This window comes from Kribbella sp. NBC_00889 (assembly GCF_045207705.1).
Taxonomy (GTDB): domain Bacteria; phylum Actinomycetota; class Actinomycetes; order Propionibacteriales; family Kribbellaceae; genus Kribbella.
The window spans coordinates 2,572,360-2,595,880 of sequence record NZ_CP108783.1 but is presented as its reverse complement, the minus strand read 5'-3'; the positions used below and the strand labels follow the sequence as shown (position 1 = coordinate 2,595,880).

Genomic DNA, 23,521 nt, shown 5'->3' with positions numbered 1-23,521 from the left:
ACGACAACGACAGACCGAACAGGAGAAGTTCGATGACGATCGCTCTCGACCGCGCCACTATCCGGCACCACGACTCCCTCCGGGAGCTTCGCAGTCGCCTGACCGGCGAGGTCTACACACCCGACGACGAGCAGTACGCCGCGCTGTCCACACCGTGGCTCCTCGCCGTCCCTATGCAGCCGGCTGCGGTTGTCGCCGTACGCACTGCCGAGGACGTGGTCGCCACCGTCCGCTTCGCTCGGCAGCACGGCTTCACCGTCGGCGTACAAGCCACCGGTCACGGGGCCGACAGCTCGTACGCCGGACACCTGCTCGTGGTGACCAAGAGCCTGGACGAGGTCACGGTGCACCCCGAGGGCTGGGCTCGCGTCGGATCCGGCGTCAAGTGGCTTCCGGTGATCGAGGCGGCCGCGCCGTACGGGCTGGCCCCGCTCAACGGGTCCACCAGCGACGTCGGCGTGGTCGGATACACGACCGGTGGCGGCGTCGGTCCGATGGCCCGCACGTACGGTCTCGCCGCGGACAAGGTGCGCGCGTTCGAGGTCGTCACGGGAGACGGCGAGTTCCGCCGCGTCACCCCGACCGAGCACCCGGATCTGTTCTTCGCCCTGCGAGGCGGCAAGGGTGCGACCGCGATCGTGACGGCGGTGGAGTTCGACCTCGTGCACCTGCCGACGTTCTACGGCGGCGCGGTGTACTTCGACGGCGCCGACGCGGAGCGTGTCATCGACCGGTGGCGGGACTGGTCGGAGAACCTTCCCGAGCAGGCGACGACGTCGTTCGTGCTCTTCCAGCTGCCCGACATGCCCGGCGTCCCGCCGGCCCTGGCGGGCCGCATGACCCTCGGTGTCCGCTTCCTCTGGACCGGCGCCGCGGACGAGGGCCGCGAGTTGCTGGATCAGATCCGCGCCGTCGCTCCGGTGATCCTCGACGATGCTGACCTGAAGCCGTACACGGCCGTCGACTCGGTCCACGCCGACCCGGTCGACCCGATGCCCGTCGTCGATCCGGCCATGCTGCTCACCGAGTTCACCGACGTGACCGCGAAGCGCCTCCTCGATGTGGCCGGCTACGACTCCGGGTCACCCCAGCTGATGGTCGAGGTCCGTCAGTTGGGTGGCGCCTACGCCCGGGAAGCCGAGCACCCGAACGCCTTCTCGCACCGCGCCGCCGGCTTCAGCGTGCTCGCCGTCGGCATCGCGGAAGACCCCCGCGTCCTACCGCACTGGGACCGCCTTTACGCGGCGTTGTCCGAATGGGACACCGGCGGTGTCTGGCCGAACTTCGGACCTCCGCATGACGCCCGGACGGCCCGTCGCGCGTACGACGAGGAGACACTTCGGCGAATCGCCGAGGTGAGCCGGAAGTACGACCCGGACGGTGTCCTGCAGATCGGTGAGTACGCCCGCTCGATCGCCGGCTGACATCTGCACAGCACGAAGCCCGCGCGGCGGCCCCCAACCACCGCGCGGGCCGAGTGGCCGCCGCCTCCTGGCACCGAGCGAGGTACTGCTGGTGTGTTAGTTCCGTGGACACGTGCCAGCGGCGTGGCGCTGTAGACCGGGCAATCCTCCTCCAGGCCATCGGCGAACCCATACACGCCAGCAGCCTTCACCGCGATGGGTTCGTTCGATCTGTGTGATGTCTCGAAGTGACCGCACGCGCAGGGTGGACTGTGACGCCGGACTCGCCGTCCCAGCAGACCTTCCAAGGAGAAGCCATGTCGGACCTCGCTGCATCAGACACGCCCGTTCTCGACCTCCTGGAGCGCATGACTGTCGATTCGGTGGCCACCTCGAGCCTCGACGTGCAATCCATCGCGCTTGTCAGACTCGCCGCCCTGGTGGCCAGCGACGCACCTGCCGCGTCGTACGCCCTGAACCTGGCCGTCGATGCCGAGGTCGGCCTCGACGCCGACGACGTACGCGGTGTCCTCGCCGCGATCGCACCCATCGTCGGAACCTCGCGAGTCGCGGCGGCCACCGGCCGCATCGCGCTGGCGCTCCGGGTCGCCATCGAAGTGGCGTCGGCAGACCTGGAAGCCGACCTAGACACGAGCGAGTAAGCGCACTCACGACGAGCGACGCTGATGACTGACCAGCCGATCCCTGCACGCGAGGCCCGCCAGACGGACCTGGGTTTGCGGCGGCTGGCCACTATCACTGTCGCGACAACGCTCATCGTGTGGTGGCCGGCGTTCACCCTCGGTGTGTACCGGGTGATCTTCTTCGAACAGATCCTTGCACTCTGGGCGGCGGCAACAGCGGCGTTCATCGTCGCCGTACTGCTGCTCGGACGACGGGCCCAACCCGCCGTCTACTCACTTCTGCTCCCGACGGCCTGGATTCTGCTGACGTTGCTGACCCCCGCCGACACCACCAACCCTGGCCACGACGTCCTGTTCTGGCTCGGCGTGGTCGTCACGCTCGCGGGGTTCCCCGCGATGGTCGCGCTCGTCCTCATCATGGTCGTTCCGGGCGTGGAGTCTGTACGTCGCCCACGCGACAATATCGTGGCGATCGGAGCGATCACGCTGGTCGTCGTACTGTCCTTCACGCTGGGCACCCAGCACCCCCGCATACTGACCTGTGAAGACTTCAAGATCAGCGGCAACGACCAGCCCGCCAACTGTACTCAAGGAATCGGCGTCAGCGTCCCCTGACCGGACAACCATGCCCGGACTGGGTCCGGGACTGGCGGGCGTCGAACAGGCGCAGACCCACCACCGGTCAGCTGCGTGAAATCGGTGGCGACACTATCCGTGTCACGTGCTCAAGTTGCCAACGGCAACCGCGCCTCCTGATCGACGCTGCTGCTCAGTCGGCGGCCACCGTCTGCGGGGAGCAAAGTACCCGTGGTGCCACGAGGCGCAGGCGCCGCATGGCATGCTGCGTCGGTGGTCCTGTATCTGCACCGTGCCGAGCGCACAGACGTGCTCGCCGACGGGCTGGGTGACTTGCTCGCCGCTCCCCTGGCCGATCCATTCGCCGAGGAGTTGGTGGTGGTGCCCGCCAAGGGTGTTGAGCGGTGGCTCTCCCAGCGACTCGCACACCGTTTGGGCGCTGCCACGGGGCGAGGCGACGGAGTGTGCGCCGGGGTCCGATTTGCGACACCGCGCTCGCTGGTGTCCGCGGTGCTGGGCCTCGCAGACGACGACCCCTGGGCCGCGGAGGCGATGGCCTGGCCGCTGCTGGCGGTGCTCGACGATTCTCTCGACGAGGTCTGGTGCGAGCCCGTCGCGCGACACCTCGGCCATTTCGACACCGGAGCCGAAGCCGAGTTGCGCCAGGGACGCAGGTACGCCGTCGCAGCGCGGTTGGCTCGGCTCTTCGCGACGTACGCCGTCCAACGGCCGATCCTCCTCGCTGACTGGAGCGAAGGTCGCGACACCGACGGTCGCGGAGTGCCGATCGACGATGACCTGAACTGGCAACCCGAACTCTGGCGGCGACTGGTCGGCCGTATCGATGCACAGCCACCGAACACTCGCCACGCGGACACGCTCGGCCGGCTCCGGGATCAGCCAGAGTCCTTCGATCTACCAGAACGCCTCTCACTGTTCGGACATACTCGACTGCCGCTCACGGAGATCGAGATGCTCTCCGCGCTGGCCGAACACCGCGACGTACACCTCTGGCTCCCCCACCCCAGCGGCGCGCTCTGGGATCGGCTGAGGACAGCGGGTTCTATCGCGGGCGACCGAACCGCCGACACAAGCCATCAGGAGGCCGACAACCCGCTGCTCGCCACCCTCGGGCGGGACAGTCGCGAGCTGCAGTTGGCCCTCGCCGCAGCGCCGGCCGTTGATCGCGACCTACCGTCACCGCCAGCGCCCGAAACACTTCTCGGCTGGCTTCAGCACGACCTGCGCGGCAACACCGTCGCCGCTAACGGCCGCCACCTCTCCCCCGACGACCGCAGCGTGCAGGTACACGCGTGCCACGGCACGGCCCGGCAGGTCGACGTACTGCGCGAGGTGCTGCTCGGGAAGCTCCAGGCAGACCCGACGCTCGAGCCGCGCGACATTCTCGTCATGTGCCCCGACATCGAGACCTACGCGCCGTTGATCAGCGCCCGCTTCGGCCTCGGAGAGGTCGACAACGACGGCCACCCGGCGCATCGGCTCCGAGTCCAACTGGCTGACCGGTCACTCACCCAGACGAATCCGCTGCTCGGCGTCGCCGCTCAACTCCTCGACCTCGCCGGCAGCAGAGCGACGGCGAACCAGGTGCTCGACCTCGCCGAGACCGAGCCGGTACGCCGCCGCTTCCGGTTCACCGACGACGACATCGACATCGCCACCGCCTGGGTCCGCGAATCAGGCGTGCGGTGGGCGTTCGACCAGGACCACCGCGACCCGTTCGGCTTGGCCGGCTATCCGCAGAACACCTGGCGCTTCGGCCTTGATCGAGTACTCGCGGGCGTCACGATGTCGGCCGACGCGCACGCGTGGATCGACACGACATTGCCGCTCGACGACGTGGGCAGCACGCGCATCGAGCTGGCCGGCCGGTTCGCCGAGTACGTGGATCGGTTGCTGGCGGCAACTGATCGGTTCAGCGGCACCCGGCCTCTCGCGGACTGGCTGGACGCGCTCCGCGAGGGGATCGACCAGCTGACCCGGGTCGGTCGCGACGACGGCTGGCAGGTCGGCCAGGTGCATCGGGAGTTCGCCGAGGTCGCGGCCGAGGCCGGTCCCCTGGCCGCGACCTCGCTGACGTTGCCGGACGTCCGAGCCCTGTTGTCGACCCATCTGGCCGGGCGGCCGACCCGCGCGAACTTCCGGACCGGCACGCTGACCGTCTGCACGATGGTGCCGATGCGCTCGGTGCCACACCGGGTGGTCTGCCTGCTGGGCCTCGACGACGGCGTGTTTCCACGCTTCGGGCTCGCTGACGGTGACGACGTACTGGCCAGGTCACCGGTCACCGGTGAGCGCGACGTCCGCAGCGAAGACCGCCAACTCATGCTCGACGCGATCCTCGCCGCGACCGAGTCGTTGGTGATCACCTACACCGGCGCCAACGAGTACTCCGGTCAGCCACGGCCGCCCGCCGTGCCGCTGGGTGAGCTGCTCGATGTCCTCGACCGCACCACCGAGTCGGAGGTTCGGCAAGCTGTCGTGGTGAAGCACCCGCTCCAGCCCTTCGATCGGAAGAACTTGGAGGCTGGTCGTCTTGGTACGCCGGGGCCCTTCACGTTCGACCCGACCGCTTTGGTCGCGGCGCGGGCCGCGGCGGGTTCCCGGCCGCCACGCCCGGAGTTCATCACAGGGCAGTTGACACTGCCGGCAGATGACGATGTCGCGTTGTCAGATCTCCTGGCGTTCTTCCGCGATCCGGTGAAGGGGTACTTCCGGGCACTCGACCTGACCCTGCCGTGGGAGGTCGACGGCGTCTCCGACGTGATGCCGGTGGAGATCGACAACCTGCAGAAGTGGTCGGTCGGCGACCGGATGCTCCGCGACATGCTCGCAGGCATCCACCCCGACGCGGCCCTCCAAGCAGAGTGGCGACGGGGCGTACTCCCACCGGGACGGCTGGGCTGGCGGACCGCGACCGAGATCCGTGACATCGCTCGAGGTCTCGCGATCAGTGCGTACCCGCATCGGCAGACGAGTCCACAGGCGTTCGATGTGGACGTCGACCTCGGCGGCGGCCGGCGCCTCACCGGGACAGTTCCAGGCGTGTATGCCTACCGGCTCGTCTCGGTCAGCTACTCGCGGCTCGACGCCAAGCAACTGTTGACCTCCTGGATTCAACTGCTCGCGCTGTCCGCCGATGACGAAGACCACAACTGGACGGGTCTGGCCATCGGCCGCCCGCGCAGCGGTCGCAACCCCGCGACTCGATTGTTCGGGCCGGTCGGGCCGCTCGGCCGCGACCTGCTCGCCGACCTGGTCGCGGTCTACGACGCCGGTCGCCGCGAACCGTTGCCGCTACCGCTCAAGACCTCGTTCGCCTGGTGCCAGGCGCGCCGAACGGACGACGACCCGATCGTCGCTGCCGGGCGTCGGTGGCGCCCCGCGAACTATGACGGCGAGAACACAGATCCCGCACACGTCCGCGTCTGGGGACCCAACACACAGCTCAAGGTTCTTCTCGAGCCGGCTCGGCCCGGTGAGGAACGGCCCGGCGAGCCGACCCGGCTCGGCGCCTACGCGAAACGGGTCTGGGAACCGATGCTGCGTTTCGAGCAAGGGGCGCCGTGATGGAACCCTTCGACCTCCTGGGTCCACTGCCGACGGGCACCACTGTGCTGGAGGCAAGCGCCGGCACCGGCAAGACCTACGCCCTCGCCGGCCTGGTCACCCGCTACGTCGCAGAGGGCGCCGCCGGTCTGGACGAGATGCTGCTGATCACCTTCGGCCGCGCCGCCAGCCAGGAGCTTCGTGAACGCGTCCGCTCCCAGTTGCTCGAAGCCGAACGTGCCCTTGCGGATCCGGACCGCTGGCGCGACGACCCCGGTCTGCTCGGTCACCTCGTCGACGGAAGCGCGGCCGACGTCGCCGTACGACACAGCCGGCTTCGGGACGCGCTGGCCAACTTCGACGCCGCCACCATCGCGACGACCCACCAGTTCTGCCAGCTCGTACTGCGTTCGCTCGGCGTTGCCGGTGACACCGACGCCGGCGTCACCTTGGTCGACGACCTCGGAGAGCTTGTCGCCGAGGTCGTCGACGACCTGTACCTCAATCGCTTCGGAGGTTCCGCGGAGCAACCGCCCATCACCCGCTCCACGGCCCTGGAGCTCGCCCTCAAGGTCGTCGGAAACCCGCACACCCGGCTGGTGCCCGAGCAGTACGACGAATCCTCGTCGGCGGGGATCCGCGTCGAGTTCGCGAAGGCCGTCGTGGCCGAGCTGGAGCGCCGCAAACGCCGCCTCGGCATCCTCGGGTACGACGACCTGCTGACCCGGTTGGCCACCGCGCTGGAGGATCCCCACGCCCCCGCCCGCCGGCGGATGCAGCGCCGCTGGTCGGTGGTGATGGTCGACGAGTTCCAGGACACCGATCCGGTGCAGTGGAGGGTGATCGACGCCGCCTTCAACGGTCACAGCACGTTGGTGCTGATCGGCGACCCCAAGCAGGCGATCTATGCGTTCCGCGGTGGCGACATCGCGACGTACCTCGCGGCGGCGGAAACCGCGGGTCAGCGGCGCACTCTCGGTATCAACTGGCGCAGCGACCAGCCGTTGGTCGATTGCCTACAAGTGGTGCTCGGCGGCGCCCGGCTCGGCCACTCGGACATCGTCGTCCACCAGGTCAGTGCCCATCACCCGGGAAGCCGGCTGACCGGCGCACCGTCCGACGCGCCAGTCCGGCTGAGGGTCGTGCGACGGGAGCAGTTCGGATCGGCGACGCGCAAGAGCATCCCCATGGACGATCTGCGCGACCACATCGCTCGCGACCTCGCCTCCGACATCGGTCAACTTCTCGCGGCCGGCGCGACGTACGACGAACGGCCACTCCGGGCCGGTGACATCGCGGTGATCGTCGAGGCGCACAAGGACGCGCGGGCCTGCCGGGAGGCACTCGCACAGGCCGGCATTCCCGCGGTCTACTCGGGCGATCTCGACATCTTCTCGTCGCAGGCCGCCCAGGACTGGCTGTGCCTGCTCGAGGCCTTCGAGCAACCGCACCGATCCGGCTTGGTCCGGGCCGCTGCGACGACGATGTTCTTCGGGGAGACCGCGGCGACTCTGCAGGCCGGTGGGGACGATCTCACCGACCGGATCGGCCAAACCCTGCGCGGGTGGGCCGACCACCTCCGCACCCGTGGTGTGGCCGCCGTGTTCGAAGCCGCCCAGGTGAAGGGGATGGCGCAACGAGTACTTGCCTGGCGCGGCGGCGAACGCGATATGACCGACCTCGCGCACCTCGCCGAACTGCTGCACGAGACCGCGCACCGCGAGGGGTTCGGACTGCCCGCGCTGCTCGACTGGCTGCGCGCGGAGTGCACCGGGAAAGGACGTACGACCGAGCGAACTCGCCGGCTCGACAGCGACGCGGCGGCGGTGCAGATCATGACGGTGTGGGTGAGCAAGGGCTTGCAGTACCCCGTCGTCTACCTGCCGTTCGGGTTCAACCGGCACATCTTCGACGATGACGACCTGCTCCTCTTCCACGAGAACGGCGTCCGCAGTCTCGATATCGGCGGCAAGAACCGCACCGGTTACCACGCCAACGAGAAACTCTGGCGGACCGAGGTCGCCGGTGACGACATCCGGCTCACGTACGTCGCGCTGACCCGCGCCCAGTCACAGGTGGTGGCCTGGTGGGCGCCGTCCTGGGACGAGGTCAACGGCGGAATCTCCCGCCTCCTGCGCGGTCGTAAGCAGGGCGAACCGGTCGTGCCCGACAGCCTGGACAGGGCATCGTCCGACGACGACGTGCTGATCTGGCTGCGCCGTTGGCAGCGGGCCGGCGGCCCGGCCGTCGAGGAGTCGGTGATCGCCGAGCATGCCGAGCCCCCGGGCGAGGACTTGCCCGGCGGGCTCGCAGTGGGGACTTTCTCCCGCGAGGTCGACCTCGCCTGGCGCCGTACGTCGTACTCCGGGCTGATCCGGGCGGCCGACCAGCAGGTGGGCGGTGTAGTCAGCGAACAGGAGGAGAGCCAACTCGAGGACGAGTCGGTGGATCCAGTACCGACACAGGAGAACCCGCCGGCCGATGCGCTGCCGTCACCGATGGACGGACTGCCGGTCGGGGCGACGTTCGGGTCGCTGGTGCATGCGGTGCTCGAGGAGGCCGACCCGCACGCGCCCGATCTGCAGGCCGAACTGGCGGCACGGGTCCGCGACCAGTTGCGGCTCTGGCGCGTCGATGTGACACCCGATGCCCTGGCGACGGCGATGCTGCCGCTGCACACCACGCCGCTCGGTCCGCTCGTTCCTGGGCTGACCCTCGGCGACCTCGGCCGCGCCGACCGGCTCCGCGAACTCGACTTCGAGATCCCCTTGGCCGGAGGCGATCACGCGGTGGCCGGCGACGTACGGCTGGCCGAGTTGGCGCCACTGCTACGCATCCATCTGCCGGCCGACGACCCGCTCCTTGCGTACGCCGACCGACTCGAACAACCGCTGCTCGGCCGGCAGAGTCTGCGTGGCTATCTCACCGGATCGATCGACGTCGTCCTGCGTGTCCCCCACGGTGACAGCCACCGATTCGTCGTGGTCGACTACAAGACCAACCGGCTCGGCGACCCCGAGCAGCCTGCTACGTCGGCGGAGTACGGACCAGCTCAGCTGAGCGCCGCGATGCTGCACTCCGACTATCCCTTGCAGGCGATGCTCTATTCGGTCGTGCTGCACCGATACCTCCGCTGGCGGCTGCCGGCGTACAGCCCCGAGGTGCATCTCGGTGGGGTCATCTATCTCTACCTGCGCGGCATGTGCGGTCCGGAGACGCCTCTCGTTGACGGGCATTCGGCCGGGGTGTTCAGCTGGCCGTTGCCGGCGGCGCTCGTACTGGCCCTGTCCGACCTGCTCGATGGGAGGACCGCATGACCGCGACCGTCGACGAGTTCGATTCGGCCTTTGCGCTCGCCGCTACCGGGATCTTGCGCGATTTCAACCAGGCCGGCGTGATCCTGGCCGCCGACGTCCATGTCGCGTCCCGTCTGACGACCATGCTGAACGAAACCAGCGAGTCAGTGGCACTCGCGTGTGCGCTGGCAGCGCGAGCCGTCCGGGCCGGATCCATCTGCCTCGACCTCACCGAGGTCCGTAACGAAGTCGGCGATGACGGCAACGATCTGGCCTGGCCCGTCCTGGACGAATGGCTCGCGGCAATCGCGGCCAGCCCCCTGCTCGCCACTCCACATCCACTGCGCCTCGAGGGCGCACGGCTGTACTTCGATCGCTACTGGCGCGAAGAGGAGCAGGTCGAGCAGGACCTTCGGCGCCGCGCCGCTCAGCCGGCGCCACCGATCGCCAATGAAGCTGCACTGGTCGCAGGGCTCGACCGGCTCTTCCCAGGTAGTTCGTACGACGAACAGCGGGCCGCTGCACAGACCGCAGCCCGGCAATGGACGACAGTTCTCACCGGTGGCCCTGGCACCGGCAAGACCACCACCGTTGCCGGCCTGCTGGCTCTGCTCGCGGAGCAGGCGGAGATCGCCGGGGAGCGCCGCCCGTGGATCGCGCTGACGGCACCAACCGGCAAGGCCGCGGCCCGGCTCGAAGAAGCGGTACGGCGGGAGATGTCCGACCGCCTTTCCGATCAGGACACCGAGAGGCTGGGCGACTTCCACGCCCGCACCCTGCACATGCTCCTCGGCCGGCGCCCCGACTCGTCCACCCGGTTCCGCCATGACCGAGACAACCGGCTGCCGCACGACATCATCGTCGTCGACGAGACCTCGATGGTCTCGCTGACGATGATGGCGCGCTTGCTGGAGGCGGTGCGACCGGAGGCCCGGCTCGTACTGGTTGGCGACCCGGACCAGCTCGCATCCATCGAAGCCGGCGCGGTCCTCGCCGACCTCGTCGACGGTCTGGTCGCCGGCGGTCACATCGAAGGAGCCGAACTACGCACCTCGCACCGCTTCGGCAGCGAGATCGGTGAGCTGGCTCTGGCCGTGCGCGAAGACCGGCCCGAGGACGTCCTTGCCGTACTCCGCAGCAGCGGCGAACAGGTCCACTTCGTCGAGGACGACGACCCACGCGAGAGCCTGCGGTCCGCGCTGCTTCCCGACGTACTCGCGATCCGGAGCGCCGCCGAAGCCGGCGACGCCGACGCCGCACTGGCCGCGCTCGACCGGCACCGCCTACTCTGCGCGCACCGCGAAGGTCCGTGGGGCGTCGACCACTGGAACCGAACCATCGAGCGATGGATCACCGAAGAAACCGAGGACCCACTCTGGGACACCTGGTACGTCGGCCGACCGGTGCTGGTGACCGCCAACGACTACGCTTTGGGCATCTACAACGGCGACGTGGGAGTGACAATCCGACGCCCCGACGGCTCCCTACGAGTCTGCATCGACAGCTCCCGCGGCCGTCTCGACTTCGCCCCCAGCAGACTCGGCAACATCGAAACGCTGCACGCGATGACCATCCACAAAGCTCAGGGCAGCCAGGCCGCCGAAGTCACCGTCCTGATGCCAGGCGAAGAGTCCCGGCTACTCACTCGCGAACTCTTCTACACAGCCATAACCCGTGCCCAAGACCGACTACGCGTCATCGGAAACGAAACCTCCGTACGTCTGGCCATGGGCCACCGAGCACTCCGCGCAACCGGCCTCCGCCAACGCCTGATCGGCGGACCTCGACCAGCGTGACCCCGCGTACCTCTTGCCCAGTGCGCCCGCTCGCACAGGGAATCAGTTGCCGTCAGCAATCGCACGATCCGCACTCGGGGCTCAGCGCGAGAGGATCAGTGCAATGCGACCGAGAGCAGTAGGACGGACGATTCCAAGGCTTCGACGTCATGGCGCTGCGGCGGCACCGCGACCAGATCACCTGGACCGAGCTCGACCTCCGCGTCACCCGCACGGACCCGGACACGGCCACGTAGGCAGAGCAGAGAGGCATCCCCGGGACTCTTGTGCTCGCCCATCACCCGACCTGCGGCAAGCGCCGTGAGCGTCTGCCGGAGACGGGCACCAGGCCTGCTGTAGACCGTGACCGAGCTGCGCCCACTCTCGGCCGACACTGCCTTGGCAAGCCGCTCGGCAGCCAAATCGTCGATCGACGAGACATCCATCCGTCGATGATCGCACGGCGAGCCTGAACGCCGGTGCACAAGGTCACGGCCGTCGAGCACAGGTCAGCAGACACTCGCCACGTGCGGGTGCAGGAGCAGAGTCATCGCCGTCGGGACAGCGGCGCACGCCGATGTGCGACACCGATGGCGATCAACGCGGTACTGGCGGTGATACCGGTCGGGCAATTCGACACAGCATGCGACTGGTACGCGTCGTTCTTCGGGCGTCCAGCCGATCAGCGACCGATGGACTCCTTGGCCGAATGGCATCTGATCGACGCCGGCATCGTTCAGGTCTTCCACGATCCAGGCAAGGCCGGCCGTACGACGGTCAATTTCCTCGTCGACGACCTGGACGAGCGAGTGGGCCGGCTGACCCCCCAGCCGGATGGGGCATCCGCCGCGGCCTGCCGAGGAGCACCATGGATCCTGCGCGACCCCGGCTCGCGACAGATCTGGCTGCCTGCATCGCGTTCTTCGCACAGAGATGAGCGGACTAAGGTGGGCCAATGGACAAGCAGACCGCTCAGGACTGGCTCGACCAGTACGTCGAGGCGTGGATGTCCTACGATCCGAGCGATATTTCAAGGCTGTTCAGCGAGAACGTCGCGTACCGCTACCACCCGTATGACGAGCCGATCGCCGGCCGGGACGCCGTCGTCGCATCCTGGCTCGGACAGAGCGTGTCGGGCGGCGCCTCCACCCGCGACGCGCCCGGCACCTACGAGGCCGAGTACTCTCCGGTCGCGGTCGACGATGACGCCGTGGTGGCCACCGGCACTTCGCGGTACCGCGAAGTGCCTGACGGACCCATCGTCCGCACCTACGAGAACTGCTTCATCATGCGCTTCGACGGCGAAGGACGCTGCCGTGAGTTCACCGAGTACTACGTCCGCCGCCCCTGAACGCTACGGGCAACGACCGCTCGGCAACTCGGTGAACAAGGTGGCGACTACCTCAGCTCCTCGGGCTCGGCGGTGTCCAGGGCTCTCGAGATGTCGTCGAGCTGGTCGACGTACGTCTCCACCTCTTCTCGCCCGGAACTCAGCGGATACCGCGTTGCGGTGGCCAGTTCCGCGCGGATAGCGTCCTCGTCGACCGACTGGCCCTTCTCGTTCTGCGTGACGATGTTCGCGAGGAACCCAACGTATCCCGGCACCATCAGTACGTCCGCGGGAGTGCTTACGGCGGGCAGGCCCAGACGGCTGCCAATGGCCTCGGCGATCTCGCGGAGCGGGATGGCCCCGTCCCCGACTGCGTGCCAATACTTGCCGGCTGACCCCTTCTCCAGCGCCAAGCGGAACAAGGAGGCGACGTCGCGGGTGTGCACGGCGTTCCACAGGTTGGCGCCGTCTCCGGGGTAGCCGACGACGCCCTTCTCCTTCGCGAGCGCGATCAGCTGCGCGAGGAAGCCCGCACGATCGGTCGTGCTGTGCGCGATGTTGGCAATCCGCATGACCGAAGACCGCACTCCCCGCTCGGCGAGGCCGACTACGGCGGTTTCCACGACGTTACGAACCCGGAGTGTGCCCTTGTACTCATCGCCGCTGGGAATGGCCGGGTCCTCCTCGGTGGCCGGCCGGCCCAGGTTCCCGGGCGAGCCAATGCTCCCCCCGCGACCAGTGGCTTTCCGGTTTCCGCGAGTGCCTCGCCGTACGCGAGCATGATCGGGAGCTCCGCGGCGGCTACGGCGTCGATCCCGCCGGACGGAAGCAGGTCTTGCCTGTGTGCGACGTGATGACCCCGTCGGAGTCCGCGGCCGCCTCCTTCAGCCCGTCGAGATCCTCGAGGTCGCCGCGACGCACCTTCGCGCCGAGCGCAGACAGCGCGCTCAGCTAAGAAGGCTGACACCGAGGGAGAAGTCGAAGTTCCCGACGCCGTGGCCTGCCAGGCCCATCATCAGCAGGCCCGCGCCTTCCAGCCAGTGCGCCATTTTCAGGCCGCCGACGTCCAGCGGGCGCCGCCCGAGACTCTCGATGAGTGCCGCCACATCAGCCTTGGCCTGCGCATCGTCGCCGGCGATGAATACGTCGGGCCGACCCTTCTCCAGGACGTTGCGGAAGATGGTGTTGAAGGCCTTCACCACGCTGGCGCTGGCCGGCGCCACCTTGGCGACTTCCTGCGCGATCGAGGTCTCCTCGCTGTGAGCCAGTCCGTCGAACGTGGCGTTGAAGGGGTTGCTGATGTCGACGATGACTTTGCCCGCGAGTGCGTCTCCGTATTCGGCGACGACCGGAACGACACCGTCGTACAACAGGGCCGTGATGACGATGTCCCCGGCCGGGACGGCGCCCCACTTGCCCGTCGTCGCGCCGCCGCCCAGAGCCATGGCCAGGTCGTCGGCCTTGGACTGATCGCGTCCCATGACCTCGACGGTGTTGCCGCCCGCCACCGCGAGCGTGCCGATGGTACGGGCCATGTTCCCCGTACCGATGAGGGTGATGCTGTTCATGAGGTGCGCTCTCTTCCTGGGGTGTTGTGGTTCAGATGGCGGTGGTGCCGCCGTCGGTGACCAGTTCCAGGCCGTTGACGTAGCTGGAGTCGTCGGAGGCGAGGAACAGGGCCACGGTGGCGATTTCTTCGGGACGGCCCATCGCTCCGCGGGGGATGAGGGACTCGAATGCGGCCTTGGTTGCCTCGTCGAACAGTTCTTCCTGTTTGGCGGTGGCAACCTGGCCGGGGGTCAGGACGTTGACCCGGATCTTGCGGTCGCGGAGTTCGTTGAGCCAGACGCGGGCCCAGGCCTGCTGGACGGCTTTGCTTCCCGCGTAGAGGCTCCAGCCGGGGAAGGCGCCGAGGGAGGCGTTGGATCCGGTCATCAAGATCGAGCCGTTGTCGTTCATCAGCGGCAGTGCCTTCTGCACGGTGAACAGGGTGCCGCGTGCGTTCAGCCAGAAGGCACGGTGGAACTGTTCCTCGGTGATCTCGCCGAGGACGGCGGGTTCGCCCATCCCGGCGCTGGCCCACAGCACGTCGATCGAGCCCTTCTCCCGCTTGACGGCGTCGTACAAGCGGTCCAGGTCGTCCAGTTCGGCCGCGTCACCCTGGACCGCGGTGACGTTGCGGCCGATCAGCTTGACGGCGTCGTCCAGTGCTTCCTGCCGCCGGGCCTGGATGAAGACGTGCGCTCCTTCCTCGACGAACAGTTTGGCGCCGGCCAGTGCCATTCCGGTGGATCCGCCGGTGATCACCGCTACCTTTCCATCGAGCTTTCCCACGATCACTCCGTAGAATTGATGGGTATCTGCAACAATTCGGTTCTTATATTCGCGTCAACCAAAAAGGTTCCATATACCGAATTCGCTCCGGCCCCATTAACGATGCCATTGGCTTGAGTGGGTGTCCAAGACCTCTTTCAGCCGTGGCGATACCCTGGAGGCATCGCCGGACCGGGAGGCTCCATGGATCTGGACCTGCGCAAGTTGCGCTACTTCGTCACCGTCGCCGACAGGCTGCACTTCGGCCGCGCCGCCGATGAGCTGCACATCGCGCAGCCGGTGCTCAGTCGGCAGATCCGGGCTCTGGAACAGGATCTCGGCGCCTCGCTGTTCATCAGGGACAGCCACGGCGTAGCGCTGACCGACGCGGGCCGACAACTGCTGGACGACGCCGGTCCGCTGCTCGCCTCCGCACACGCGGTCCGCCGCCGGGTGTCCGTGGCCGCCCGCGGCAGCCGGCGGCTGGCGGTCGGCTTCCGGACCGGCATCCCGGTCATCCCGGCGGCCCGAGTGTTCGAGGCCCGACATCCGGACGTGGTCGTGGACGTGCAGCGGATCGAATGGGACGACCAGGCCCTGATGCTGCTCGACGGCCGCATCGACATCGGCTATGTGCGGCTGCCCATCGACGAGACCGGCCTGCGCGTGACCCCGCTGTACACCGAGCCGCTCATGGTGGTGCTGCCCGCAGGCCACCGGTTGGCCGGCAAGGAGGAGGTCACCGAGGCCGACCTGGCCGGTGAACCGCTGGTATTGCATGGCGACCCGAGCACGCAGCCCACCAGGCGCCCGCACCCCGACTCCGGGCTCCGGGTGCGCGGCGTGGAGGAGAAGCTCGAGCACGTCGCAGCCGGCCGGGGCATCTCGTTCGTGGGGCGTTCGGAGACAGTGTTCTACTCACGTCCGGACATCAGCTACGTCCCCATCCCGGAACTCGCGCCCGACCAGGTGTGCCTCGCGATGGCGGCATCGCGCACCTCGCCGCTGGCCGACGACTTCTTCGCCGCGGCGCAAGCGACGGCCGAGATCACGGCAGAATGTGGGAAGTAGTCAGAGCTTCTTGCCGTGCCGGTAGGTCGTCGGCCACTGCTTGAGCACCTGGAAGAAGGCGCGGTCGCCGATCTTCAGGCGGAGCGCCTGCAACGTCATCGCGCCGCGGTTGTAGACCAGGTCGTCGAAGATGTGATCCCGCCCGGGGTCGGCCACCGCCCCACTCCAGTCCTTCTCGTCGGCGTAAGCCTCCGCAAAGCTCTGTTCCACCGGGATGCCATTGAACTTTCCTGGTAGAGCTACTCCGAGTAGCTGGCGAAGCCTTCGTTCAGCCAGATGTCCGACCACCGCACCGGAGTGAGACTGTCGCCGAACCACTGGTGTCCGAGTTCGTGGGCGAGCAGGTCACCGTCGACACGGCCGGTGCGCTGGTCGTACACCGGTCGGCTCTGCGTCTCCAGGCGTAGTCGACGCCGACGTCGGCGAGGATGCCGCCGGTCGAGTCGAACGGATAGCGCCCGTACAACGACGACTCCCACTGGACGATCCGCGCGGTGGTCTTGTTGAACACCGTGCCCTGACCGGCCACGGCGTCGATCGACTTGCCGATCGCGGTAATGTTCGGGAGGCCGTCGGCCGTCGCGCTGCGGGTGACGTTGTAGTTCCCGATCGCGATCATGGCCAATTCGCTGGCCATCGGCTGGTTCATGTGCCAACGGAAGGTGGTTCGGCCGTTGTGCTTGGTGGTCGGTCCTGCTTCGCCGTTGGCCAGCACGGTGAGTCCGGTCGGCACGGTGATGGCCTGGGTGTACGTCGCCTTGTCGTCGGTGGTGTCGTTCACCGGGTAGTAGGTCGCGGCCCAGCTTGGTTCACTGGCGAGGTTTTGGTCGCTTGGTCGGGATGGCGGTGAGTGGATCTTCCGGCCACGGATGGCGGGGGTAGCGGGCTCGCAGGTCGGCTCGGACCTGGGGATAGCCCTGCTTCCAGAAAGAGGCGAGGTCGCTCGTGATCGCGACCGGGCGCCGTGCGGGCGACAGTAGGTGCAGAACGACCGGGACACGACCGTCCGCGACGACTGGAGTCGCCGTCCAGCCGAATACCTCCTGCAGCTTCACGGCGAGGACCGGTGGCTCGGCACCGTCGTACGCGAGTCGCACCTGGGAGCCCGATGGGACCTGGAGCCGTTCCGGTGCGAGTTCGCCGAACCGGGCTGCTGCGGGCCATGGCAGTAGTCGGCGGAGCGCCGAAGCCACGTCGATGTGGGCGAGATCGCGCGAGCCTCGCACCGCGGCGAGGTCGGTACCCAGCCATGCGTCAAGATCGGCCAGCAGTGCTTCGTCGTCGACCGCGGGCCACGGGGATCCGAGGTGGGCATGGCAAAACGCGAGCCGCTCCCGCAAGGCGAGTGCGGCCTCCGACCAGCGCAGTACGGACAGACCGCTGTGCCGGACACCGTCGCGGACGGCCGCTTGGACGAGCAGCCGGTCGGGCTTTGCCAGCGGGACGTCGTTGAGCACGATCGCGCCGAGTGCCTCGACGCGCCGCGTCACGATCCGGCCGTCGTCCCAACGGATCTGGTCGGTGGTCGAGACGAGGTCGCCGGCGATGTCTCGCGCGGTCTGCTCATCGATCGGCGCCGCGGAACGGATCCTGGCGTCGGCGCGACCGGGTGCCCGGTCAGCAGCCGCGATGGCCAGCCAGGTCGTGGTCCGCAGCGGCGACTGCGGATCCAGCGCGGCGCCCGTACCACCAGACATCTGGTACGTCGCCAGGCCGGCTCGCCGGGCCCGCGCAATCCGATCCGGATACGCCAGCCCCACCACAACCCCCACCGCAAGATCATCCGGTAATACGCGAGTCGGCCGACCGACCGCCGGCCGCACTCCATCTCCACCCAACGGGTCGCCGGTCGCGCCTCGGCCGAGGCGCTTCGTTTCTTCTCGCCAGCGGGCCGTGGCTCCGCGGTCCTCGCCACGGCGGAGGGCTCGCCAGCGGGCCGGTAGATCATCGCCGAAGTCGCGGCCGGAGTCGTCCGAGAGCATCGCGACGACCTCGCGCGCCCGGTCGGCGCCGACCCGCGGCGTCCCGTCCAGCAACGCACGAGCCAACCGGGGATGCGCCCCGATCGCCGCCATCCGCCGTCCCCGTTCGGTGATCCGGCCGTTGTCGTCCACCGCATCGAGGCGGCGCAGTAATTCGGTGGCCGCGGCCATCGCCACCACCGGCGGCGCCTCGAGCAACGTGAGACCGTCACCGGCAGGCGCACCCCACGCCGCGAGGTCGAGGGCGAAGCCTGCCAGATCGGCGATCGCGATCTCCGGCGCCGGGTGATCGTCGAGATGCGAGTGGTCGGTGGCAGACCAGCACCGATAGACCCGGCCAGGCGCCTCCCGTCCGGCGCGACCCGCTCGCTGGTCGGCCGACGATCTCGAAACCCGGCAGGTGACCAACGTACCGAGGCCACGCGATTGATCGGTCCGCGGCTCCCGGGCAAGACCCGAGTCGACCACAACCCTGACTCCAGGCACCGTCAGCGAACTCTCCGCGACCGACGTCGTGACCACGATCCGACGAGTGGCGGCCGGCGTCAACGCGCGGTCCTGTTCAGCCCTGGACTGGCGACCGAACAAGGGCAGAACATTCTGACCGGCCAAGCGGCGAGTCACACCGTTGATCTCGGCCTCCCCCGGGACGAACACGAGGATGTCGCCGTCGCTCTCGGTCAGTGCACGCCGGACGACGGCCGCGATGTGATCCAGCAGTCGCGGGTCGACCCGCCCACCGGGAAGCAGCGGCACGGGGACCGGTGGTGGGACCCACTCGATCGCCACGTCGAACAGCGCCGCGGACGCGGTGATCACTGGCGCCGGAGTGTCGGTGCCCAATGCGCGACTCAGCCTGTTCGTGTCCGCCGTGGCCGAGGTCGCAACGATCGCCAGGTCTTCCCGAAGATTCGCCCGGATGTCGACGCAGAACGCGAGCAGCAGATCGGCATCGAGGTGTCGCTCGTGGCACTCGTCGATCACAATCGCGGCGACACCCGGCAACTCCGGGTTCTGCTGCAGACGACGTACCAGGAGCCCGGTCGTCACCACCTCGACACGGAGTCCTTTGCCGCCGCTGCGTTCGCCGCGCATCGCGTAGCCGATCCGCTGCCCGAGCGGTTCGCCGACCAGCGTCGCCAGCCGGGCCGCAGCCGCGCGGGTAGCCATCCTCCGCGGCTCGGCGACGATGACCGTGCCCCCGAGCGCGTCGCCCAGCGCAAGCGGCAACAGCGAGGTCTTCCCCGATCCGGGCGGCGCAACCAACACCGCAGTACCGCGCGAACGCACCGCATCGACCGTCGCAGGCAGAACCGCCCGGACAGGCAGATCCGCCCCCGGCACCGACGAGTCAGGCAGCAACACGCCCCGACGCTAACCGACGAATGCGGCAGAATCCCTCACCTACCCGCAAGCGGATTCACCGCGTCCCCGCCAAGCCCGACCTCCTCAAGCGAGGCCACACCTCGGCTTCCGAACTCAGGACCGCGTCGAGCAACCCCTGGGCGCGAGGTTCAACGGTCAGACCAGGGATGAGTGATTGATCAGTCTGCTGCGAGAGCGGTGAGGATGATGGGACGATGAGTGCATCGTCGAACGGTTGGCCTGTCGTGCTCCTTCACGGGTGGCCCGTCACAGAGACGCATTGGCAAGGTCTGCTGCCATTCCTGCGTCGGAGCGGTTTCGCGTCGGTTCCGGTCGCCCTGCCAGGGCTCGGCAGGTCGGCGGGGAGCGCACCTAGTTTCAGGAAGAGCGACCTTGCCGACTGCCTCGGCGACGATCTCAGCAAGCGCGGGCTCACCCGTTTCTCGCTGGTAGGCCATGATTGGGGTGGCACGGTCGCGTTTCTCCTGGCCGCTGCAATGCCCCGGGCGGTGAGCGCGATCGTGGTCGAAGAGGAGATCCTCCCCGGAATCGACATCGACATCCCCGCACCAGGCGCTGAGCACTACCCGTCCTGGCATGGCCCGTTCAACCGCGCACCCGGCCTCGCCGAGCAGCTCGTCCCGGGACGGGAAGACGCCTACTACGGGACCTTCCTCCGGCAGAGCGCCGGCCCGCCAGGGCTCGCCCCGGAGACAGTCCGCTCCTACATCGACGCCTACACGACGGACGATGCTCTGGCAGCCGGGCTCGGCTACTACCGATCTCGGGCCGACGACATCGCCGACGTTCAGCGACTCCGGGAGAATCCGATCCACACGCCCGTGCTCGCGATCGGAGGACGCTACGCGATGGGCTCCGCCGTCGCGGACGGCCTCCGCGGGCTCTCAACCAACGTGACCGGCCTCATCCTGGAACGATCCGGCCACTACCCCGCCGAACAAGAACCCGAACCCGCAGCCCGAGCCATCATCGAGTTCCTCAAGCGACACCGCGATCAGCCATCCCATTAGAGCCCACCCTCAGCGGACGCCGCCGCGGCAAGCCGCGAGATCGTGGATCGACGCGACATTCATCCATCCGTGATGGCACGGCAGGAATCTGAACGTCTGCCGCCGGCGCACGGAGGGTTCAGGTGCCGGCCCGTTACCGGTGTGCAAGGCCCCGCCCAGCGCGGACGGGGGTTTCCAGCATGTAGATCGCGGAGCGGATCGCCGAGGAGTGCCACACGTTGCGCCACCGTGACCATTGGCGCTTCTTGTCCACGCACACGACCTTGGTGTCGACAGCTGCCTCCGGATGGCCGAAGTGTGCGGCGACGTTGCCGAGTGTCTGGCTCCAGAACCGGTCCTCCTGGCGATGGCCACCCATCATCAGGGCCAGCTCGAAGATCGGATCCGAGGCGCGCATCAGGACCTGGGTCTGTACGACGGTGGCGTCGTCCTGCCGCGATGCGCTGAACGTGATCCAGCCGGCGAACATGTGACCCTGCGGCGTCATCAACGTGAACGACTCGTCGTCGGCGTACAGCATCATCACGCCGGTCGACAGCTTCAGGCCGGGCATCTTCATGTTGAGCAGCGCGACATCACCGGGTTCGATGCCGGTGAGCGGTGCGTAGAAGTGGTTGCCGGGCGGCCAGAACTCACCGAAGTCCTTGCGCCAGGCGGCGATGAGATCGACCGGCGCGACGCGCTCGGACGGCAGCCGCATCACGTAGGTCTTCTGCCACATCTTCCCGAAGCCCTGGATCGGGCTGGTGAGCTGCCGGCCGTCCACATTGAGGTTCGTGGCACCGTCGGGCACCTGCGAGACCTTCAGCCGCGAGACCATCTTCGCCCAGTGGGCCGCGTCGCGGTTGGCCGCGACGGGCTCTTCGTCGTTGCTGCCGGTCATGGTGTGCGCCCCTCTACGCCGCGCCGGCCGCGGCCAGCGCATCCTGCTCGGTGTCGTGAATGCCGATCGCCTCGTCGAGACGGGTCAGCTCGAAGATCTGCCGGTAGTGCTCGGACAGGCCGTACGCCAGCAGCCGCTGCGAACGACGCTTGGCGCGGACCAGCAGCGTCACCAGCAGGCCGATTCCGCCACTGTTCATGTACGACAGTCCCGCGAAGTTGAGGATCACCGCCGTCACGTCGCCGGCGCCCTCGTAGGCCTGCATGAGCACCTCCTCTGAGCCTGCTGTCACATCTCCCTGGATGTCGACGACGCCGGCCGTCCCCTTCCGGCGTACGTCGAACGTCGCTGTTGCCTCAGCCATGTCCGTCCCCTCCCACGCCCTGTACGGCGCTGTCCTCGTCGTTCTCGATCGCCATGAAGTCGGCCAACCGGGTGATCTCGAAGATCTCGCGGTAGTGGTCGGTGAGTCCGTACGCCCGGATCGGGATGCCGTGCGCCCGCGCGCGGGCGAGCAGGCCGACCACGAGGGCGATACCGGTCGAATTGATGTAGCCGCTGTTCTCGAAGCTGAGCACCACGGCATCCGGCCGTACGCCCGTCGCGGCGGTCCACGCCTGGTCCAGCGCGGACTCGGCCGCGGCGTTCAGGTCACCGACCAGTTCGATCACCGCGACGCCGTCCCGCCGGCGTACGTGTGCGAGCGCTTCACGTGTCGTCATCGCCGTCTCCTTCCTCGAGCACCGGTTCGAGGTGCATGACGAGTTCGACGATGTGGCGTTCTCCGACGCTGGTCTCCCGCGCCTCGTCGACCATGTTCTTGATCAGGAACAGTCCCCAGCCGCGCGGACGCTGGAGACCCGCGAGCTTCGCCTCCAGGTCGGGCACCTCGGTCTCGCCGGGGGCCGGGCGGGCGCCGCCGAGGTCGGCGACCTCGACGCGGACCTGGTCCGGCTCGGCGTGTACGCGGACCGTGACGGGGCGGTCGGCGCGGTAGGAGTTGCCGTGCTCCATCGCGTTCATCGTGGCCTCGGCGACCGCGGTCTCGAGGCGGCGGAGCCGGGCGGGTGCGAGGCCGAGTGAGGCGACCGTGGCGGCGACTCGTTCGAGCGCCAGCCTCTCGTTGCCCTGCACACTCGGCACCTCGAACTCGACGAGCAGCTTCCCGACGACCTTGCCGTTCGGGCTGTCGCCCTGAGCCGGCTCCCGTTGCAGGACGACCATGGTGATGTCGTCCTCCTGCTCGGCATCAGGTCCGGTGTGGGCGTGCAGGTCCGCGAGCACCAGATCGATCAGCTCGCCGCCGCCCGGGTACAGTGCGACCGCTTCCTTGAGGCGTGGGAACCCGAACATCTGCCCTTGTGGGTCGTGTGCCTCGACGATGCCGTCGGAGTGCAGGAGCAACGAGTCGCCCGGCGCGAGGAGTGTCTCGCGCTCCTCGTACTTCATCCCGGTCATCAGACCCAGCGGCATGCCGCGGGCGCGCAGCTCGACCGAGCCCAGGGCTGTCTTGACGTACGGCAGGTCGTGCCCGGCGTTGGCGAACCGGAAGTGGCCGGTCGTCGGGTCGAGAACGCCGTACAGGCAGGTGACGAACATCTTCGCGGGCATGTCCGGGCAGAGGTGCTCGTTGACCCGCTCGAGCACCGCGCCGGGTTCGATCAGTCGTTGGGCGGAGGCACGCAGCACGCTGCGAGTGGCAGCCATGACCAGCGCTGCCGGTACGCCCTTGTCGGTGACATCGCCGATGACGAAGCCGACCTGCCCGCCGGCCAGCGGGATCACGTCGTAGAAGTCGCCGCCCACCTCGCGGGCCGGCTGGTAGCAGGCCGCGACCTGCCAGCCGGACAGCTCGGGAAGCTGTTTGGGCAGGAAGTTCTGCTGGATCAGCCGGGCGACCTCGAGCTCCTGCTCGAAGCGCTGGCGGGTGCGGGCCTCGGCCTCCTGCTGGCGGACCAGCTGGCCGACCCGCAGGGCCGGCGCAGCCTGTGCGGCCAGGTTGTCGAGCAGTTTGCGATCGTCGCTGGAGTACTCCTGCTCCGACCGGCGCGGGCCGAGGTTCAGTACGCCGATCAGCTCGCCCTGGCTCACCAGTGGCACGGCGAGCTTGACACCCGCGGCCTTGAGCTCTGCCAGCGCGGGCGAGTCAAGCTTCAGCGCCTCCACGTCCACCGCGCCGCTCGCGCTCTGCAGGTAGGCCAGGAGGGGGTCGTTGGGTGCGATGTCGACCGGCGTCGCCTCGTCGCCCGGGACCGGTTGCGCGTGGTGCTCGGGCATCGGCCGAC

Annotated in this window: 21 protein-coding genes; 10 read left to right on the top strand and 11 right to left on the bottom strand. The window is 68.3% G+C overall.

Annotated elements, in window-relative coordinates:
* Positions 1 to 32 precede the first annotated feature (32 nt).
* The 6 genes from OG817_RS12510 (at position 33) to recD (ending at position 11,282) form a co-directional block, all read left to right on the top strand.
* Positions 33 to 1,424, top strand: coding sequence for an FAD-binding oxidoreductase (locus tag OG817_RS12510; RefSeq protein ID WP_406054269.1), 1,392 nt, complete (start codon positions 33 to 35; stop codon positions 1,422 to 1,424).
* A 296-nt stretch (positions 1,425 to 1,720) separates the two neighbouring features.
* Positions 1,721 to 2,065, top strand: a complete 345-nt coding sequence (locus OG817_RS12505; RefSeq protein ID WP_406054267.1) for a carboxymuconolactone decarboxylase family protein — start codon at positions 1,721 to 1,723, stop codon at positions 2,063 to 2,065.
* 24 nt (positions 2,066 to 2,089) lie between these two features.
* Positions 2,090 to 2,662 (top strand): hypothetical protein, encoded by a 573-nt coding sequence (locus OG817_RS12500; RefSeq protein WP_406054265.1) that lies wholly within the window; start codon positions 2,090 to 2,092, stop codon positions 2,660 to 2,662.
* Positions 2,663 to 2,896: 234 nt separating this feature from the next.
* On the top strand, positions 2,897 to 6,211 hold the full coding sequence (gene recC / locus OG817_RS12495) for an exodeoxyribonuclease V subunit gamma (RefSeq protein ID WP_406054263.1): 3,315 nt from the start codon (positions 2,897 to 2,899) through the stop codon (positions 6,209 to 6,211).
* The gene (locus OG817_RS12490) at positions 6,211 to 9,507 is read left to right on the top strand and encodes a UvrD-helicase domain-containing protein (protein WP_406054261.1); all 3,297 of its coding nucleotides are present in this window, start codon (positions 6,211 to 6,213) and stop codon (positions 9,505 to 9,507) included. Before recC ends, OG817_RS12490 begins: the two co-directional genes overlap by 1 nt.
* Positions 9,504 to 11,282: an exodeoxyribonuclease V subunit alpha gene (gene recD / locus OG817_RS12485; protein WP_406054259.1), complete on the top strand. Its 1,779-nt coding sequence runs from the start codon at positions 9,504 to 9,506 to the stop codon at positions 11,280 to 11,282. The genes OG817_RS12490 and recD overlap by 4 nt, the downstream gene beginning before the upstream one ends.
* Before the next feature lie 95 nt (positions 11,283 to 11,377).
* Here recD and OG817_RS12480 read toward each other — a convergent pair whose 3' ends face one another.
* Entirely contained in the window at positions 11,378 to 11,707 is a 330-nt protein-coding gene (locus OG817_RS12480) for a cupin domain-containing protein (protein ID WP_396396012.1), read from the bottom strand.
* A 509-nt stretch (positions 11,708 to 12,216) separates the two neighbouring features.
* On the opposite strand from OG817_RS12480, the gene OG817_RS12475 reads away from it, so the two are divergent.
* Positions 12,217 to 12,612 carry a nuclear transport factor 2 family protein gene (locus OG817_RS12475; protein ID WP_406054257.1) on the top strand — a complete coding sequence of 132 codons (396 nt, stop codon included), beginning with the start codon at positions 12,217 to 12,219 and terminating at the stop codon, positions 12,610 to 12,612.
* A gap of 47 nt (positions 12,613 to 12,659) precedes the next feature.
* Here OG817_RS12475 and OG817_RS12470 read toward each other — a convergent pair whose 3' ends face one another.
* The 3 genes from OG817_RS12470 to OG817_RS12460 all read right to left on the bottom strand — a co-directional run bounded on the left by OG817_RS12470 (position 12,660) and on the right by OG817_RS12460 (position 14,925).
* Positions 12,660 to 13,214 (bottom strand): hypothetical protein, encoded by a 555-nt coding sequence (locus OG817_RS12470; RefSeq protein WP_406054255.1) that lies wholly within the window; start codon positions 13,212 to 13,214, stop codon positions 12,660 to 12,662.
* A 324-nt stretch (positions 13,215 to 13,538) separates the two neighbouring features.
* Positions 13,539 to 14,159, bottom strand: a complete 621-nt coding sequence (locus OG817_RS12465) for an NADPH-dependent F420 reductase (RefSeq protein WP_406054253.1) — start codon at positions 14,157 to 14,159, stop codon at positions 13,539 to 13,541.
* 31 nt (positions 14,160 to 14,190) lie between these two features.
* Complete coding sequence (locus OG817_RS12460) at positions 14,191 to 14,925, bottom strand: SDR family NAD(P)-dependent oxidoreductase (protein WP_406054251.1); 735 nt, start codon at positions 14,923 to 14,925, stop codon at positions 14,191 to 14,193.
* Positions 14,926 to 15,108: 183 nt separating this feature from the next.
* Between OG817_RS12460 and OG817_RS12455 the strand changes: the two genes are divergently transcribed.
* Positions 15,109 to 15,975 (top strand): LysR family transcriptional regulator, encoded by an 867-nt coding sequence (locus OG817_RS12455; RefSeq protein ID WP_406054249.1) that lies wholly within the window; start codon positions 15,109 to 15,111, stop codon positions 15,973 to 15,975.
* On the opposite strand, the gene OG817_RS12450 is transcribed toward OG817_RS12455, so the two are convergent.
* Positions 15,976 to 16,185 (bottom strand): hypothetical protein, encoded by a 210-nt coding sequence (locus OG817_RS12450; protein ID WP_406054247.1) that lies wholly within the window; start codon positions 16,183 to 16,185, stop codon positions 15,976 to 15,978.
* Between the two features lie 29 nt (positions 16,186 to 16,214).
* The gene (locus OG817_RS12445) at positions 16,215 to 16,355 is read right to left on the bottom strand and encodes a M1 family aminopeptidase (protein ID WP_406054245.1); all 141 of its coding nucleotides are present in this window, start codon (positions 16,353 to 16,355) and stop codon (positions 16,215 to 16,217) included.
* Between the two features lie 237 nt (positions 16,356 to 16,592).
* On the opposite strand from OG817_RS12445, the gene OG817_RS12440 reads away from it, so the two are divergent.
* Complete coding sequence (locus tag OG817_RS12440) at positions 16,593 to 16,763, top strand: hypothetical protein (protein WP_406054243.1); 171 nt, start codon at positions 16,593 to 16,595, stop codon at positions 16,761 to 16,763.
* Positions 16,764 to 16,784: 21 nt separating this feature from the next.
* Here the strand turns inward: OG817_RS12440 and hrpB are convergent, their stop codons facing one another.
* Entirely contained in the window at positions 16,785 to 19,322 is a 2,538-nt protein-coding gene (gene hrpB, locus OG817_RS12435) for an ATP-dependent helicase HrpB (protein ID WP_406054241.1), read from the bottom strand.
* A gap of 215 nt (positions 19,323 to 19,537) precedes the next feature.
* Between hrpB and OG817_RS12430 the strand changes: the two genes are divergently transcribed.
* Positions 19,538 to 20,353 carry an alpha/beta fold hydrolase gene (locus tag OG817_RS12430; protein WP_406054239.1) on the top strand — a complete coding sequence of 272 codons (816 nt, stop codon included), beginning with the start codon at positions 19,538 to 19,540 and terminating at the stop codon, positions 20,351 to 20,353.
* A 133-nt stretch (positions 20,354 to 20,486) separates the two neighbouring features.
* Here the strand turns inward: OG817_RS12430 and OG817_RS12425 are convergent, their stop codons facing one another.
* From OG817_RS12425 to OG817_RS12410, 4 genes are read right to left on the bottom strand one after another with little or no spacing between them, the layout of a single operon-like run.
* Positions 20,487 to 21,236 (bottom strand): hypothetical protein, encoded by a 750-nt coding sequence (locus OG817_RS12425; RefSeq protein WP_396396029.1) that lies wholly within the window; start codon positions 21,234 to 21,236, stop codon positions 20,487 to 20,489.
* A gap of 13 nt (positions 21,237 to 21,249) precedes the next feature.
* Complete coding sequence (locus tag OG817_RS12420) at positions 21,250 to 21,600, bottom strand: STAS domain-containing protein (protein ID WP_396396031.1); 351 nt, start codon at positions 21,598 to 21,600, stop codon at positions 21,250 to 21,252.
* Positions 21,593 to 21,958 carry an STAS domain-containing protein gene (locus OG817_RS12415; RefSeq protein WP_132195136.1) on the bottom strand — a complete coding sequence of 122 codons (366 nt, stop codon included), beginning with the start codon at positions 21,956 to 21,958 and terminating at the stop codon, positions 21,593 to 21,595. The genes OG817_RS12420 and OG817_RS12415 overlap by 8 nt, the downstream gene beginning before the upstream one ends.
* Positions 21,945 to 23,513: a SpoIIE family protein phosphatase gene (locus tag OG817_RS12410; protein WP_406054236.1), complete on the bottom strand. Its 1,569-nt coding sequence runs from the start codon at positions 23,511 to 23,513 to the stop codon at positions 21,945 to 21,947. The genes OG817_RS12415 and OG817_RS12410 overlap by 14 nt, the downstream gene beginning before the upstream one ends.
* Positions 23,514 to 23,521 lie beyond the last annotated feature (8 nt).